Raw genomic sequence first — 15739 nt, forward strand, 5'->3', positions numbered from 1 at the left:
GCTCGTGGCTAGTTTGGCTGTTTATTTTATCGTTAACGCTTAATGCTTTTTTATTGTTTAAGCTGAACTCAATGTCCCAGCGAGTTGATGCTAGCCAGCAGATGCAAGGCCATCAATCACAAAACCATAGCGCTGATGAGGACTCGCGGAATAACACGCGTTCAGAGCACCTTGGCAACAGTCAAAACGATGGGCAAGCCAAAGGCGAGAATCTTATCCCCACCGCCAAAGTTGAGCAAATGCTCCCACCAACTGATGTAGGATTATCGCAACGTAAAGCGCCAGTAAGCGTTCCCGATACCGGCGTAGATATGACGTTTTTACTTAAGCTAAAAAAAGAACAGCAATATGCTGCATTGGCATTTTATGTTAAAAACTATCTGCGGGAAAATCCTTACGATTTGGATGCCTTACTGCTAGAAGCTGAAGCCATCTACTTTACCGAGCCTTTAAGTAATGCGCTCATTAATTACTATGGGCTCTTAGACAAATCGCTCAGCCCAGAACAACTCACTCAAATCAAAACACTTATTGAAGCGAATACGCAACGGATTATCCAGCAATTTAGCAGTGATGGTAGCTGGGATCTACTGGCTACATTTTTAGAGCCGCTTGTGCAAGTGGACCCGCTTAATCGAAGTTATATTATCGCTTTGGCAAAAGCATATGGCATGCAAGCACAAACGGTTTTAATGGAAAACGCATTGGCTGCTTTACCAAGCAATGATCCAAGAGCGTCGCGGTTAAGAGAAAGCATCTACGCGCGTTTGGATAACCGTGAAGCGCCATTGGAGAGACAGAGTGACACGTTTGCGCCCGAGAATTTGACAGATAGCAGCACTGGCGAGCGCGAAATTAAAGGAAATGAAGTGGCGCTCGAAAATCGTCGAGGGCAGTACTACACTGAAGTGGGTTTCGCAAACACCAGAGCTAAAGCTGATATGTTAGTAGATACCGGCGCATCGACTACCGCAATTAGTGAGCGTATTTTCGACAGCATCAATGATTCTGAAAAAACCTATCTTGGAATGTTTAATGTGCAAACAGCCGGTGGCGCGCTTTCAAGCCCCGTTTATCGAGTCAGGAATTTATATGTGGGTGAGATAAATTTTACAAACGTTGCGGTAATGGTCCTTCCCTCTGAGAATTTACCTGACTTTGATGGCCTGCTCGGTATGAATGTACTTAATCAATTTCATATCAGCTACAACGCTAATGACGGGCAGATGCGTATGATTAGCAGAGCTGAAAAATAGGCCATATACGAACTAAAAAATTACACATATTTCTTTATTTTGCGCGGGTTAGGCATGTTTTTAAAGCATTTTGGCTTCCAGCTTTTGGTGATACACACGAAGCTCACTCAGATGGCGTGGGATTTACAAAGCATAAGTTCGATAACGAGCTAGGCTTAAGCTATATGCAGGCACGATACTATGTTCCACTTGTTCTTTACACTCTTAGAACAGAATTAGTCTAATGAAGTGCTCAAAGCAGAGGCGGATTTTAAAAGAGCAGCCCAATTATCGGGCGGATTACCTGATGCTAACATTTTACTAAATACGTTATATGCATCTGTTTTACTTTCATATGCGCGTTTTGTTTTTTCATCATTCACCCATACGTAAACAATAATTTTAGACGCTTGATGATATCGAAAGAATAGGCGGTATTGTTGGAAGAACTTCGCCCTGAACCAGTGTTTATTGTCGACGCCTAATGTCGATCCTTGACGAAACTCTGTTGAAGTAGGGTCGCTTGGAATGATTTCGTAAATAAGTTTTTCTATTGCGGCGAGTCGCTTGGTCGCGTTTTTCTTTTTGTACTCAATCGGGTCTCGTGCTTTTAGAACCTTAACTTTATCAGTTAAAGATGCTAACTGCTTTAGAAAAAGTGAGTGCGCATACAGCGTCCAGCCATTAATAATCAGCGGATTACTATCTTTCAAAATCAGTCGTCGTTTTCGTCTAATGGCGCGTTTAAATCAATGTCAACACCTTCAGTTAAAGATTGAATAGACGCTCGCATTGCAGGACTGAGTGCCTGTATATTCTCTGGATGTTGCTCAATATCGTTTCCTAGAAATGACAAAAACGCATTCAAAATTGGGTCGTCTTCGTTTGGCTCGGCGCGCGATAGCGTCACGCTTCCGTTTGGCTCTACAGTAAATCTGATTTTGTCTTTTTTGCCTAAATGCAACGCTTTACGAACCACACTGGGCACCGTTGTTTGATAACGCTCAGTCAGCGTTGTTTCAGTTTGTAGGGGTAATTGTGGCATTGATATATACTCAATTAAATTCATACCCAAAATAGTAATGCATTTGCATTACTATTGCCAGCACTGATAAATATAAACGCTCATCACTTAAAGCTGAGGGATGGCTTTTGTTATAGACCTCGCCAAGTTAAGTACGGGACACATGAGTATAAATTTGTGTAGTAGAAATATTGGCATAGCCGAGCATTTTCTGCACATGTCGAAGCTCAGCACCCTTATCCAGCATAATGATGGCTGTAGCATGCCGAACTAAGCGACATGCGCTACTGTGCTTCATGTTACTAAGCTTAACGTATCGACCGACTATTTCAGATACATTCCCGGGTTTGTAAGCTTTGCCGTTATTAGCTAAAAACAAGTTGCTTCCATAGGCGGATAAAAAAATAAAAAAAGCGGGGACCGATAACCTCAATCCCCGCCTTCCATCATCACCAAGCTAGCTGACATTCCGTTTCCCGTTTTATCACAGCACCAGATAGACCAGCAGTGCGCCCGCGGCAATCACCACAAGTGAAAAAGCAATCACTTGCAACTATTCTCGGCGGCCTTCTCGTTGCATCTCAGTGCGGTGGTCTTGCCATGTTTTTTGGTTCATATCCTTCTCAAATTTCTAAGTAAGTTGATTAATTTAATGTCAAAAGGCTACAACGGCCCAGACGAATAATTTACCAAAATTATTAATAATGATACTGGTGCAACGCTTATGAAGATTGTACTCAAAATTAATTTAATAGAACCTTTCGAACTCAAGTTAAAAAGTTTAGAAACACCCCAACCAATTATTGCTGACACAACTGCTGGCAATAGGTAGTTCAAAAAATAACTCGATTGCATAATACTACTATATGTAGTATCTTCAACACCTATTCGTAAGCATTGCAAAACACGGGGTATTCTTATGACATCGACAATTGCTCATTACCTACCGAAGATGCTCGACAACGACAATGATTTTTTTAAACAGCTTGGCCATAACATTGCTCGCCTGCGAAAAGAGCAGCGGCTCACGCAAGTGCAACTTGCCCAAGTCTTAGGGATTTCACAACAGTACATGCAAGCCTTTGAAGCAGGTCGCCGGAAAGTGCCTTCCTCTATGCTGCCAATACTGGCCGATGTACTGTCTGTCTCGGTGGAAGAGTTAATTGGCGTCGCGCCGGTTAATGGTAAAAAGCGCGGACCAGCACCAAGGTTACTCAGGCAAATTGAACAGATAAGCCAGTTGCCTAAAGCTAAGCAAAAGTTTGTGAGTGACATGCTCGATACTGTCATTCAAGGCAATGCGTAATTCGCAGCGTTTCAAGCGTATTTTTTTAAAGGACATCACCATGCAAGTTGTTAAACCAAATGACAAACCAGACGCTAAAAAAGATGCCATTAACACCATCAATCAACTGCCCGATAATGCCGATATGGAAGAGATAATGTATCGACTTTATGTGCTCGATAAAGTGCGTAAAGGTCAAGCCGCTGCCGAGCGTGGCGAGACGCTCACCAGTGAGGAAGTCAAACGCGAAATCGATTCGTGGTAATCATTGATGGTCATTTGGACACGTCCCGCCATTGCGGACCTAAAAGCCATTCATGATTTTGTTACCAAAGACTCCACACACTATGCCAAAAAGGTCGCCCAAACCCTTCGCGAGAAGACCGATGTCCTTAACCGTTTACCGAACATCGGACGGATGGTGCCAGAGATCAACGAAGCCAACATTCGAGAGCTTCGCATTTACTCTTACCGCGTCATGTATGAAGTCATGAGTGACCATCACCGGGTGCTGGCAGTGGTGCATACCAGACAAGATTTTGAGGCACAGGATTTGCCCAATGATAAACAGCTTTAGCGGCTAAAAAAGCACAAGCAACCAATTAAAAAGATAAAGCCTAAAAATGTTCACTTTTTAGAGATTCTGCGCTAGCCCACACCAACAGAGCCTTTGCACACAATGAGATTCTCTTTTTCATCGCCTGAACGACAGTCAGATTCTCCGCCAACCCAATAAGGGCGAGCTTTTCATTAGCAAGAGAATCTTGCGTTATGTGTGACAATAAACCCAGCAAAAAAGCGGGAACCGATATCATCCATTCCCGCTTTCCACTATCACCAAACTAGTTGATAGTCCGTTACCGGTTTTATCACTGCACCAGATACGCCAGTAACACGCCTGCAGCAATCACCACAAACGAAATCGCAATCACTTGCAACCATTCTCGGCGCTCTTCTCGCTGCATCTCAGCGCGGTGGTCTTGCCATGTTTTTGATTTATTTGGATCTCAATGGCCGCTTTCAATACTTTATATTACAGCAAATAAAAGCCTAAGTTCTAAACCCAACCGCTTCGGATTCCTCGTCTCAACCCAAATGTAACAAACAGTACAACTAATGATTCATTTTTCTTCTCCATTCGGATCTATATATTTATATGGATTGTTAGCTACGTAAGAATAGCGGTTAAATGTATCAATTTCACCAGTAAAACCCACCGGATCATTCGAATAAAAACGACCTATGACTGGATCATAGTATCGTGCCTGCATATACATTTAACGACACTATGATTTATGATAGATATTTAATAAATAATATTAGAACAATGCTTTAGCAGTATAGCTAAAGCTGTGCATTTTGACCAATTTGTGCTCAAAACAAAGGCCCGCGAGTGCGAGGCTGTGGGTTAATAAAGTGACTGTCCTACTTAGTCTGTTCAGTCGCCTTTCAAAGACTTAATAAATAATTTCAAAATATAGAGCATCCCAGCGATAAAGCAGAAAAGTACCGTCCAGAAATAAAGAGGTGACTCATCCATGGAAATTATCGTCCCCTTAAGTAAAAACTCACCGCTTATTAATGATTTAATTATTAGCCAGATACCGCCAACGAATATAAGTAGTATTAAAAGGCTTTTACTCGAAAAGCCTTTTTGATTATTTGAGTTTTTCATTTGAACCTTCAGTTTTCCTCTTTCAATTCTTGGATATTCACTGAATCTGCTGCTGCTCTACTAACGATCTGATTAGTAGCTTCGGAAAGCACTCGAACCCCGAGATTTGGAGACTTACTTCCATAATCAGTTAATACGTCTCCAACAAGTGCTGATGTAGTTGCTCCAGATGCTGCTCCTAAAGCCTCTGCAAGCCCACCGTTAACTGCTACATCTGCTACAGTTAATGCCGCAGAAATACCTTGCCCACCTGGCAAAAGGGCACTTACGGTTGCCGCAGGGGCTAGAGAGTCTGCTGCAACATTTCCAGCCACAGTTGCGGTGGTACTTGCAATATCAACCGTTGCGTTTCCTATATCGCTTGCAACCTGCTTGGCAGCCGACATTGAATCAGCTGCACTATTCTGGTTACCCAGTGACGGAGAATCATAACCAAAACTTTGCACAATAACCTGAACTTGCTCCTTAATGGCATCAACAAACTTTGGCGCCATGCCTGTTGGGTCAATAAATTTACTAGGATTGTTATTTCCATAGGCATAGCGATTGAAACCGTGTATGCCTGCAGCTCCTCCAAGATGAGATACAGCATCCACAGGGTCATTTGAGTAGAAACGCCCTATAACCGGATCATAGTATCGTGCCTGCATATAGATAAATACTAAGACACAACCCGATTTAAGTGCGTATAAATCCTTTTATTCTTCTCCTCTTAACTTGGATACTTGCTGTTCAACATTTGTGAGAGGACGATACAACCGTTGAGACTTGTGAGTTTTCGAACTTGCTGTCTGCGCTGTAAAATTTCGTTCGAAATCTAAAGTTGCACCATGACGTTCAGCGTACATACGAATAAACCCACGTAAAATACTTTCCTTGAACTTAATCCAACCAGGTCTTGAACCCAGACCCTTGGTCAATATATTGTTTGATGACTTATCTCGTAGTCTCTGCAAACACTTCTTGAAGTCATCTTGAGTCAAAGGTTCAAGATCGAGAATCTTACAAATATTTACGTATGAGAATTGCACATGTTCAACCTGTCGAATCAAGTCTGCTGAATCAGCCGCTGCCCATAATATATGGTGATATGACTCACTGCGTCCTTCAGTCGCTTTGTCGTAATCCTTTTTGATCTGCTCACCTACTGAGTTTATAGCGGCATCTAAACCAAGTAAAAATAAATCATGGCTTATCGCTTTAGGCTGTTTGTCGCATTTATGAACTTCAACCAAGATTTTTTCGCATAACAGGTGAACATAATGAGGAAAACCATCACTTAAACCGGCTATTTTGTATTTGAAATCATCAGAAATTGCGATATCAAAGAAGTTAAAAGCTTTTTCGATTATGCTATACCTACCGCTCCAATTGAGTGGTTCGAGAGGAACTTGATGCAATTGCCTTACACTTGAAAAATGACCTCCCAAGAGGTCGCTAAGAGATTTTCCAATACCGGTAAATATCAAAGTCACGTTAATATCTAAATCACTGAGGTATTTAAGTAGCTCGCCAAATTTTGCTAGTTCCGTTTCATCACTTATGGCATCGAATTCATCTATCACCGCGACAGTACTATCAGAATATGACGCAGCTATTTCGCGAAATAAATCAAGTGCTTCATCTACTACTTCACCATATTGTCCATTATTTTCCGACTTGTTTTTTGTTGTTATCTCGTGACTTAAAACTGGAAATTTAACGTTTGTTTTTGTGTGACTCTCAGTCGTGCCTTTTGGTAGATTCTTATTTGCATAATTCACCAATGAGTTTATGACGCTAGTAAACGTTGACCCTTTGTGACATTCAGCACGAAGGTGACGTTTATCTGAAGATTGAAGTTGGCTAGCGACAACATGAGCTAGGGAAGATTTACCAATTCCACGCTCACCATAAATGAAACAATGTCGTCCATCTGCAGGCAACGCATACTCGATGTCTTCGATTTCTTTTTCGCGACCAAACAGAAGTTCAATAGAATCGATCGGTTTAGCTGGTTTAAGAACATTTTTTAGCCTAGAAGCAAATTCACTCCGCGATAATTGATGTAGGTTATCCAATTCGTTTTATTCCGTACTAGTCTATAAATTTTCCGCAAAACCGCGCAACTCTGCAGCGGTGATCACAAGGCCATTTGCTTCTAGCGTATCGAGATACTCTGCAATTGTTTTAGGCGGATTCTTTAACGCTTCACGATGCTGCTTTACGACATGGCAGACTAAACCAGGATTCAGGTCTAGCTGAAAGCGCACAAAATCATCAGGACTAATTGCTTCGATACCCCATTTATTTAGTTCACCTTCCGGAAAATCTTTCAGGTTAAACGTGACAATAACCTGTGCGTTACATTTGATAGCGGCAGCTAAAACATGTCGGTCATCTTCGTCTGGCAGCTGCAACCCCGCTTCTAGCTGTTCAAAATCTTCTACAAGGCAATCTCTAACATGACTGTTCATAAGAAGTTTTGTGCGCTCCAACTGTTCTCTGGTCAGATCTTGTCGATTCTTTAGAACATTTCTCATCCATTCATCGTGAATTCGCTCAGTCCATCGAGCAGCAAAAATGTCAGACACTGCTAAACGCATGAACAAGTCACGGAGAGGTGCGGGGTATAAGATGTTGGCATCCAGTAAAGCCGTAAAGCGCATTAGTACCCCATGTCTAGCTCTTGTGCCTGCTTAGTTAGCTCATCCAATGCTTCGAGTCGTTGACTATCGATTCGCGCTTTATAAGTTTGAATGTCTTCAAATCGAACACGTCTATGCGCTCCTTTTTTCATGAAAGGGATATCACCTTGTTCAAGCAGTTTTACCAGATAGGGCCTTGATACATTCAATATATCAGCAGCTTGCTGTGTAGTTAGCTCAGCATGAATGGGCATCAATGTCATAGCATTACCCTGGGCCATTTGTATCAAGATCGTTTTGAGCAATTCTAAAGCAGAAGCAGGCAGTACGATTTGTTCACCTTGTTCATCGATAAACTCAATACGTTCGTCAAAATCATGCTCTTGTTTATGGCGGCCTAGTATTTGGGCAAGTATAGGCAAGCCCGTCCTAGCGAGATCTATATCATGCTCTGTTGGGCTAAACACATTGTCATATTGTCGGTTGGTCATTATCGTCAATTTCTCCATTACGGTCTCAAATACTGCGAACCGTAATAGAGAATATAAACGAAATAATCGAAACAAGCAATACTATTCGAAATAAACGAAATTCACTGAGTTAGTCATCCCAGCTCCGCATTTGACAGTGCCGACGGGTGCGTCCGTTGATAAACCGCATGCAATTTTTTCTGACTAACATGCGTGTAAATCTGCGTTGTACTCAAGCTTGCATGGCCTAGCATCACCTGTACGTGGCGGATGTCTGCATCGTTATCCAGCATAAATGTTGCTGTTGCATGCCTAAACAGATGACACGCACCATGACGCTTAAAACCTGCTTGCTTGACATACTTGGCAACCAAATCAGATAGTTTATTAGGCAAGTATTGATTTCCATTGTTTGCCAAAAACAAATAATTACAGCCACCAATATTCGCAAAAATCGGACGAACGCGTTGCCAGTACAATGCTATCCATTCAAGTGCTCGTTGGCTGACTGGCACTATGCGCTGCCGATGTCCTTTGCCATGGGTGATTGTAAGCTCTCTAGCTTCAAAATTCACATCACTAAACCGAATATGTATCAGCTCGGTGCGTCGAATCCCCGTTGCATAAAAGGTTTCGAGGATGGCTTTGTCTCGATAACCACGCTCACCAACCAAAAGTGGCTGGTCGAGTATTCTTTCGACTTCATATTCACTGAATAACCCCTTTGGTAAGGTGTACTCTTTACCTAGCAATTCAACAAATTCTAAGGTGTTATACTCCAGTATTCCTTTATGGTGTAACGCTTTTATAAACACTTTAACAAACTCAACTAGATTGCGTTTTTGATTCTGACAAAGTGGTTTATTCGTTGCAGGAATACGATAGGCATTGAGAAATTCCATATAACCGTCCATCACGTCTAAGTTAATTTTATCAACTTTACGGATGTTGTTTTCAAGGCACCAAAGGAAGAACTTCTTCAATCCTGAATATTTTCCACGAATGGTATCAGACGCCTGACCTTTGGCTGCACAGGTTCGCAGATAATATCTTACACAGCACCAAATACGCATGTTGTTCGGATTAAACATAATACACCTCCTTGGCTCTTGTAAGTGCCTCTCGGCGCATTTGTTCTAGTGAACGAAGCTGCCATTCAATACGCGTTTTTTCATATCGCCTGATACGTTTCCCATAGCGTATCCCTAAGGCAGATATTATCTGCCCTTCGCTATTACGATTGGGGAACACTATGCCTCATCAGAGCAAGATTTTTGTTCATGAACTGGTCAGTCGTGCCAACAGACACACGACAAGACTCTAGAGAAACCTTTATAGCCCTATCGTCACGGTCCTCTCCTAATTGAAGAGTTTTGTCTTGCAGTTCATAAACATCAAAATTCATGTTTGGTGCGACCCAACTTGGTAGACCTAGATTACAAATTGCATCCAAATCTTCATTACTTAAGGTTGAGGTAGCTAGCTTACTGCGCTCCCATCGTATGTAATTCGCGTCTTCCCAGATTCGTGCTCTTGATAAGTTCTCATTTTTTAATTAATCAGCTAGTTCCAATTTTCAATAACTTCTTCTGGGCTAGATTTAGAAGTAAAATAAAAAGGCCCCGCGAGTGCGAGGCAACGAGATTGGATTCAACCTAAGTTAAGGATGACTTGCCTACGATTAAAAACTGAACTAAATGCGTAAAACGGCAGCAATTAGATTGTGTTTTTAAAAATATCGATCGTTTAATCATTCTTTTTACTTCCATAAATCTCCGAAAGCCAAATATCGCCAAAACCGTCACAATTAATAGAGCTAAGATCCATCTCTAGTTGAAGATAACCCAACTGACTAATTAAATCTGGTTTTTCAAAAGGATAAATCCAATATAAATTCGAATTTTTTGAATCTCTTCCCAAAAACAATCTTGCACTATCAGCAGAATTTGATATTTGTAGAAGGAAAAATTCAACCGGTTCGCTACCGGCCATTTTCTTTACAGATTTACGATTCAAAAAGCTTTTTTTAAAATTCGCCACTTCTGGTAACTTATTTCCACAAATATAGACTTCGGGCTCTTCTTGTTTATCGAAAAAAGCTTCTTCAATTTCTTCCAGAACTGCTGAATCAGAGAAAATAAAGATAGAACCGAATAATATCACGGATGCATTCAAACCTATTATCAGACAAATTGTCTTCTTGGATAATTTCATTTTTTAATCATTATTTCCCGTTTTAAAAATGATCACCTTTGTATATTCAACACCACCAGACATTCCTGCGGGTAATCCTGCGCCTAAACCAGCTGTAGTTGAAGAGCCCCTATATTCAGGGTTCGTTATCATTGATTGGGTCGCAACAAGTCCCTCACCTCCCCCAATAGACTGAGTTCCAGAAGGGCCGTTAAGTTGTGTTATAGAATCGGCAGTTGTGAATTCTTTGCCAACCTCTATGGAGCCTTCTGGCGTGCCACCGCCGAATTGAGCTGAAAATTGAAATCCTTTATTACCATGGCTATCTTTGACAATACCAGCTTCGAATGACGCCGAGCCCCCCCAACTCAAATTCAACTCTATGACTGTCGCATCTGTTCCAGAATCAGGGTATGTTTCGGCAAAGACTTCCGGCGCATTTTCTTTAATTTCGATATCCAACTGCTGTGCAAGTCTACTCTCTCTACCATCAGGATCGTAATATTTGTAAGGGTTATTGTTGCCATAAGCATACCTATTAAATCCATGAATACCATTTTGAGTGTCTAAATGTGAAACCGCACCAATCGGATCATTCGAATAGAAACGACCTATAACTGGATCATAGTATCGTGCCTGCATATAGCTTAAGCCCAGCTCTTTATCGAACTTATGCCCCGTAAATCCTACTCCATCTGATGGAGCTTCGTGTGTATCACCAAAAGGTTTGTAATGCATGCGCTCAGTCACGCTGGCACTGGTATTTGTTCTGGCAACGGGGCTACCAAGATTATCGGTATGAACATAAGTTAGTTTTGTATTACTGTGTTCAGCAATGAGACGATTTTGTAAATAGATAAAATTGGTTTTTTCAGTCCCTTTTTCACGATATAAAAGTTGCCCTGCCTGACTATAGTGATAATAGCTCGTCTGGCCATTTTCACGTGCCTTTATTCGCCGATTGTGACCATCATAGGTATATTCATTACTCTTTGCATGCGTCATTTGATTTGCCAAGTTATACTGCATCGAATAATGACTATTGTGAGTAACATTGCCTCGATTATCATAGTTGAAATAGGCGTAAGATTTGGCACTAGAGCCAGAGCTTGTCACTTTCTCTAATTGGTGATTGCTCGTGTAAAAATAGCTTAGATTGCGATTTTTGGTATTGAGTCTGGTGATATTTCCCAAAGCGTCATAAGTCACACTGGTGTTGCCTGCTTTGCTGTTTCCAGAAACGCCTATCAAGCGGTCCAGTCCGTCGTAGCTCAGTGTATTTAGGTTATAGCCGCTGTCACTGCCATCTATTATTCGCGTGATATTAGCATTATCATCATAAGAATAGTCAAATCTAACGAGGGTAGACGATGCCTTTATATCAGCAATTTTAATCGGCAAATTACTCAAATGATGTAAATACGTGTTGTGCTGCACTCCATTTCCGTAAGTAAAGTGGTCAACGCTACCTGTAGGAAAAAAGTCAATATCACTTGCGTAAGTTTGTCCCGATTTGCTGACTACCGTAGGCTCGCCAAAAGCATTGGGACCATACCAGAGGGAATCGTTATTCGGATAACGTAAACGTGTCAACTGCTGGCTACTGTCATATTCATAATTAAACTCTAAACTTCCAGCACGACCACTTATAAAGGAACTCTCGTACTCGAGCAAATTCATATTGTTATAAACATAGTGAATACTTGAGCTACCTGCGTATAGTCGGTCAACGTTGCCGTTGTTATCTCTTCTATACCGCACATTATGATTACCAGAAGGATACAAAATTTCGTGTAAATCCCCCAAGTTATCATAAGTCATGGTTACCGCCGTACCCGGCTTAGTACTAGTACAACTGCTACCGCTGTAACCTTGAGCCTGCCATTGCATCTCGCCCATTAAATTCATCTTGACTGCGGTATTTCCAATATCTGCACGTTTGATCAGGCACAAATTGTTTGCGCTGTCGTAGTATCGATATTCAGTGGAGGATTTGCCGCCACCCGACTGTGTTATCGAAGTAACATTACCAAAATAATCGTAGTGTAATTGCGTGTCCACATTCTCTGGCGCCTCAATCAATGTCGGCAATCGATAGCTAGGACCTTCAAACGCTCTATATGTGGTAATACTCGCATAGCCGCGTGGATTCGTTTGTTTAACACGATTCCCCGATAAATACTCAATTGAGTTTGTACCCATTCCGGATACGGTGGAACTTATCAGCCGCTGAAGGGCGTCGTAATCTGAGCTCGTGCCTCTGCTTTCAGATGAAGAGCTGCTGATATATGACACAAAGGTTTGCTGATCATGGTGGTTATAGGAAAAACGCTGATATCGATTCTCTCCACTACCCGCTGTTTTGGTTTGCTTCAATCGATATAACGCATCGTAGGTTTCAGTGATGGTTAAGTCGCTCGAGTTTGTACAGGCATTGCGAGTGCTATTGAGTACACAGCGCTCCGTGGTTCTGACAAGGCCACCTGCGCTTGGGAATGAATAAGAAAAACGTGTGTCTCGCCAGTTACCATAGCTGTAGCGATCATCGCGAGGTAAATCTACGCTACTGATAAATCCCATATTGGTGTAAGCGTAATAGGTGGTCGCACCATTAAAATCAGTAGTGGAGCTTATCCAACCGTTATTGTCTATGGTTTTAGACAAGCTCATCGTGCCTGAACTGTATCTTAAAGGCACGCTAATGGTTTGCGCTTTGCCTCGTTTATAATTTGAAAAACTAATGCGACGCTTTGTACTTGCGCCATCTAAATGCAGGTCGACATCTTTAATTTGCCCTTTCATTCCAGTGGTATTGTGATAGCTAGGATAAGATTTGCGGGTCGAACCAAACCACTTTTCTGCCGAAAGCTGGAATCGATATCCAGATGTTGAATGCGTTGCACTGTGATAGCTTTTTTCCGATAGACGTTTAAAAGCTCCACCGTTTATTCTGACATCGACAGTAGTGGGTTGGTTTAATACCCACGTACCCGTGTGATGCGCAAAACCTAATCGGACATCGCGAGACCCACTCGGGCCAGTTTGCGAAATCTCTGTTGCCTGTTCGTATTCGTTAAAATTGCTAAAGTCGGTTTGATACCAAGTATCGACACCATCGTCCAGCATGATGGTCGATTGACCTATGGTTTGAATATGAAACGCAGACGTAATGTCTACGTCAAAACATGTTTCACCTTGAAAGTCGGGGGGCATCGGGTGCACAAAGTAGGCCGTATTACACGCATGCTTTTGTTTTGTTTGGCCGTAGTAGCGCGGACTTTTACTATGATGGGTTTCTGCTATCGCCAATGGTTCACCAGCATCGGCAAATGTTGCTTCAATAATGACCTTGCCCTGCGTTGCACCGTATTGTCTATCTGACAGCGTCAATGCCACACTTCCATCCGGACTGGTAACAGAAGTCGCATTTACATCCGCGAGTTGAAGGTTTCTGTTATCAAGAAGTGTGATGATTGAAGAGATATCCTTATTCGCCAACGATGATATACCAAAACTACTTGCGTAGGGGGCGCCGTCTGCATAAAAGTAGCCTTTTACTTTACTGTACTGGTAATCCCATTGATATTGCGCGCCCGCATCATAGGTAATGGTTTTTTTCGCCAGAGCAAATTGCTGATTAACCATCTGCAGTTCGTACGCCTGGTATGGTCCACCTTGCCCAAACGGATTCCACTCCTCTAGTTTTGGAACCGCCGCCTGGTAGTTACAGCGCAGCTTCAAGTTAAATTTCCCTGTTGCGCCACTAGGGTGTCGCATTTCAATAAAGGTAGCGTCGATTAGGCCATCAGAGCACATCGTTACGTCATAGGGATAAAGCTCAACATGGTTGCTTATATAATAGTTGTTCCAAAATGGCAGCCGACTATCTGAAGGATACTGAAACTGCCAATAGCGGCTATCAGGAAGGGTGACTTTATTGAGTTTATAAAAACTCGAACTGCTACTTGGAGACTGATACGCATAGGTCCAGGTACGCCCATTTGCGATAACTTGCGTCACTCGCGATTGACTACCGCCTGAAAAGGTAATATCAATGAGTCTGCCATCTGACGAATGAATTTTATCCAGCTTTCCATGACTATCGTATTCGTATTTCACCCAATTTCCAAAGCGGTCGGTTATTTGTGTCACTTGCATAAATGCATGGACTTGTCGCATGGTGTATTTGGTGTCTACGGAACCATCTGGACCGATATCAGGCGGTGGCATGGGGCAGTTTTGCAAGCAAAAATGCGGAAGTTCACTGAGCGCTGCCGGTTTTAAAGACTCGATGGTCGTCAAATGAGAAAATAAGTATGAGGTGCCGTTTGGCAAGGTGACTTTAAAACTGTCAACCCCATTGACGCTTACGCAATCCACCTTCCAGTTTGCACTGGTGCGTTTTTGAGCGCCGTCCTGAAGCAGTTTGTAACTACCGACACCAGGTATGTCAACAGTATCGCCCTGCCAATAATCCTCTTTTCGTAGCTCGTAGTCTCTAAGTTGAGTGCCACTTTTAATTCTTTTTCTAAAATTAGGATTGCTGTTGAGTCCGGCGGAGCAAGCCTCATTTCGATACCACGCTGGTCTGGCGCCATTGACTGCACTTGTAAAGCTGCCATCGTTATCAGTGACATAAGTCGTTCGAACATGAGGAATAGCCAAACTCCAATTCCCAAAATCCCGGGTGGCCCGATACCAGTTACCCGTATCAGACAACTGTCGCTTTATCGCGACTTCGATATCAAAATTTCCCGGTATTTCGACATCGGTGTGCATCCAGGCTATTGTTCCAGTGCTTAAATCCATGGAATCGCCCATCAAAGACGAAGTCAATGATTGCACCTCGGTCTGAACATTATTAAGGTCATTAAAGTTATACGTAAATGTTTGAGGTGCGACAAATTGACCGCTCGAATCGCCTATCCCAGGTCCGGTAGGATCGGGTAAATCGAAAAAGTGGGTGTCTACATTTGCAGGGAGAAGACTTTGATTAGGAGCACCAGGTGAATTATCAGAAGCAAGCAATTTGCTATTGAGCAACAAAATAAGAGGTAACGAAATGATGAAACGCGCAAGGCTCCGTTTGACAGGATCACTAATTGAGATAATTACCGCCATCATTTAAAGTCCTTTTATATTTTTATTTCCTAATTAGCGGCGAATATCATTCACATTTTAAAAGTTGTCAACATATTTATTTCTTGTCTATTACCAAAAACTCATAAAA

15 protein-coding genes are annotated in these 15739 nt (G+C 42.2%); 4 read left to right on the plus strand and 11 right to left on the minus strand.

Annotated features, from left to right (window positions below; all coding sequences use genetic code 11):
* The first annotated feature begins 71 nt into the window (after positions 1–71).
* Positions 72–1256: a retropepsin-like aspartic protease family protein gene (locus D6V41_RS01735; protein WP_168710931.1), complete on the plus strand. Its 1185-nt coding sequence runs from the start codon at positions 72–74 to the stop codon at positions 1254–1256.
* A gap of 215 nt (positions 1257–1471) precedes the next feature.
* On the opposite strand, the gene D6V41_RS01740 is transcribed toward D6V41_RS01735, so the two are convergent.
* The 3 genes from D6V41_RS01740 to D6V41_RS01750 form a co-directional block, all read right to left on the minus strand.
* Positions 1472–1948: a type II toxin-antitoxin system YhaV family toxin gene (locus tag D6V41_RS01740; protein ID WP_136249763.1), complete on the minus strand. Its 477-nt coding sequence runs from the start codon at positions 1946–1948 to the stop codon at positions 1472–1474.
* 2 nt (positions 1949–1950) lie between these two features.
* A complete protein-coding gene (locus tag D6V41_RS01745; RefSeq protein WP_136249764.1) occupies positions 1951–2280 on the minus strand; it encodes a type II toxin-antitoxin system PrlF family antitoxin in 330 nt (109 codons plus the stop codon).
* 127 nt (positions 2281–2407) lie between these two features.
* The gene (locus tag D6V41_RS01750; RefSeq protein WP_241664394.1) at positions 2408–2638 is read right to left on the minus strand and encodes a tyrosine-type recombinase/integrase; all 231 of its coding nucleotides are present in this window, start codon (positions 2636–2638) and stop codon (positions 2408–2410) included.
* A gap of 540 nt (positions 2639–3178) precedes the next feature.
* Here D6V41_RS01750 and D6V41_RS01755 point away from each other — a divergent pair.
* From D6V41_RS01755 to D6V41_RS01765, 3 genes are read left to right on the plus strand one after another with little or no spacing between them, the layout of a single operon-like run.
* On the plus strand, positions 3179–3565 hold the full coding sequence (locus D6V41_RS01755; RefSeq protein WP_136249766.1) for a helix-turn-helix domain-containing protein: 387 nt from the start codon (positions 3179–3181) through the stop codon (positions 3563–3565).
* A 40-nt stretch (positions 3566–3605) separates the two neighbouring features.
* Positions 3606–3809 carry a hypothetical protein gene (locus D6V41_RS01760; protein WP_136249767.1) on the plus strand — a complete coding sequence of 68 codons (204 nt, stop codon included), beginning with the start codon at positions 3606–3608 and terminating at the stop codon, positions 3807–3809.
* Between the two features lie 6 nt (positions 3810–3815).
* Complete coding sequence (locus tag D6V41_RS01765) at positions 3816–4121, plus strand: type II toxin-antitoxin system RelE/ParE family toxin (protein ID WP_136249768.1); 306 nt, start codon at positions 3816–3818, stop codon at positions 4119–4121.
* Positions 4122–4665: 544 nt separating this feature from the next.
* On the opposite strand, the gene D6V41_RS01770 is transcribed toward D6V41_RS01765, so the two are convergent.
* The 8 genes from D6V41_RS01770 to D6V41_RS01805 form a co-directional block, all read right to left on the minus strand.
* Complete coding sequence (locus D6V41_RS01770; RefSeq protein WP_136249769.1) at positions 4666–4821, minus strand: RHS repeat-associated core domain-containing protein; 156 nt, start codon at positions 4819–4821, stop codon at positions 4666–4668.
* A 406-nt stretch (positions 4822–5227) separates the two neighbouring features.
* Positions 5228–5869: an RHS repeat-associated core domain-containing protein gene (locus tag D6V41_RS01775; protein ID WP_136249770.1), complete on the minus strand. Its 642-nt coding sequence runs from the start codon at positions 5867–5869 to the stop codon at positions 5228–5230.
* Between the two features lie 48 nt (positions 5870–5917).
* On the minus strand, positions 5918–7279 hold the full coding sequence (locus D6V41_RS01780) for an AAA family ATPase (RefSeq protein ID WP_136249771.1): 1362 nt from the start codon (positions 7277–7279) through the stop codon (positions 5918–5920).
* A gap of 21 nt (positions 7280–7300) precedes the next feature.
* Positions 7301–7867 carry a PIN domain-containing protein gene (locus tag D6V41_RS01785; protein WP_136249772.1) on the minus strand — a complete coding sequence of 189 codons (567 nt, stop codon included), beginning with the start codon at positions 7865–7867 and terminating at the stop codon, positions 7301–7303.
* Complete coding sequence (locus D6V41_RS01790) at positions 7867–8337, minus strand: helix-turn-helix domain-containing protein (protein ID WP_136249773.1); 471 nt, start codon at positions 8335–8337, stop codon at positions 7867–7869. Before D6V41_RS01790 ends, D6V41_RS01785 begins: the two co-directional genes overlap by 1 nt.
* A 113-nt stretch (positions 8338–8450) precedes the next feature.
* Positions 8451–9407, minus strand: coding sequence for a tyrosine-type recombinase/integrase (locus D6V41_RS01795; RefSeq protein WP_136249774.1), 957 nt, complete (start codon positions 9405–9407; stop codon positions 8451–8453).
* Between the two features lie 655 nt (positions 9408–10062).
* Complete coding sequence (locus D6V41_RS01800; RefSeq protein ID WP_136249775.1) at positions 10063–10530, minus strand: hypothetical protein; 468 nt, start codon at positions 10528–10530, stop codon at positions 10063–10065.
* A 3-nt stretch (positions 10531–10533) separates the two neighbouring features.
* Complete coding sequence (locus D6V41_RS01805; protein WP_136249776.1) at positions 10534–15633, minus strand: RHS repeat domain-containing protein; 5100 nt, start codon at positions 15631–15633, stop codon at positions 10534–10536.
* Between the last annotated feature and the right edge of the window lie 106 nt (positions 15634–15739).

It is taken from the genome of Ningiella ruwaisensis, from assembly GCF_004798935.1.
GTDB classification, from domain to species: domain Bacteria; phylum Pseudomonadota; class Gammaproteobacteria; order Enterobacterales; family Alteromonadaceae; genus Glaciecola; species Glaciecola ruwaisensis.

What these genes read in the sequence shown, in the direction of transcription:
- D6V41_RS01735 (WP_168710931.1), top strand. Translation starts at nt 72, where the DNA reads ATGTCCCAGCGAGTTGATGCTAGCCAGCAGATGCAAGGCCATCAATCA.
- D6V41_RS01745 (WP_136249764.1), bottom strand. Translation starts at nt 2,280, where the DNA reads ATGCCACAATTACCCCTACAAACTGAAACAACGCTGACTGAGCGTTAT.
- D6V41_RS01755 (WP_136249766.1), top strand. Translation starts at nt 3,179, where the DNA reads ATGACATCGACAATTGCTCATTACCTACCGAAGATGCTCGACAACGAC.
- D6V41_RS01760 (WP_136249767.1), top strand. Translation starts at nt 3,606, where the DNA reads ATGCAAGTTGTTAAACCAAATGACAAACCAGACGCTAAAAAAGATGCC.
- D6V41_RS01765 (WP_136249768.1), top strand. Translation starts at nt 3,816, where the DNA reads ATGGTCATTTGGACACGTCCCGCCATTGCGGACCTAAAAGCCATTCAT.
- D6V41_RS01770 (WP_136249769.1), bottom strand. Translation starts at nt 4,821, where the DNA reads ATGTATATGCAGGCACGATACTATGATCCAGTCATAGGTCGTTTTTAT.
- D6V41_RS01775 (WP_136249770.1), bottom strand. Translation starts at nt 5,869, where the DNA reads ATGCAGGCACGATACTATGATCCGGTTATAGGGCGTTTCTACTCAAAT.
- D6V41_RS01785 (WP_136249772.1), bottom strand. Translation starts at nt 7,867, where the DNA reads ATGCGCTTTACGGCTTTACTGGATGCCAACATCTTATACCCCGCACCT.
- D6V41_RS01790 (WP_136249773.1), bottom strand. Translation starts at nt 8,337, where the DNA reads ATGACCAACCGACAATATGACAATGTGTTTAGCCCAACAGAGCATGAT.
- D6V41_RS01795 (WP_136249774.1), bottom strand. Translation starts at nt 9,407, where the DNA reads ATGTTTAATCCGAACAACATGCGTATTTGGTGCTGTGTAAGATATTAT.
- D6V41_RS01800 (WP_136249775.1), bottom strand. Translation starts at nt 10,530, where the DNA reads ATGAAATTATCCAAGAAGACAATTTGTCTGATAATAGGTTTGAATGCA.
- D6V41_RS01805 (WP_136249776.1), bottom strand. Translation starts at nt 15,633, where the DNA reads ATGATGGCGGTAATTATCTCAATTAGTGATCCTGTCAAACGGAGCCTT.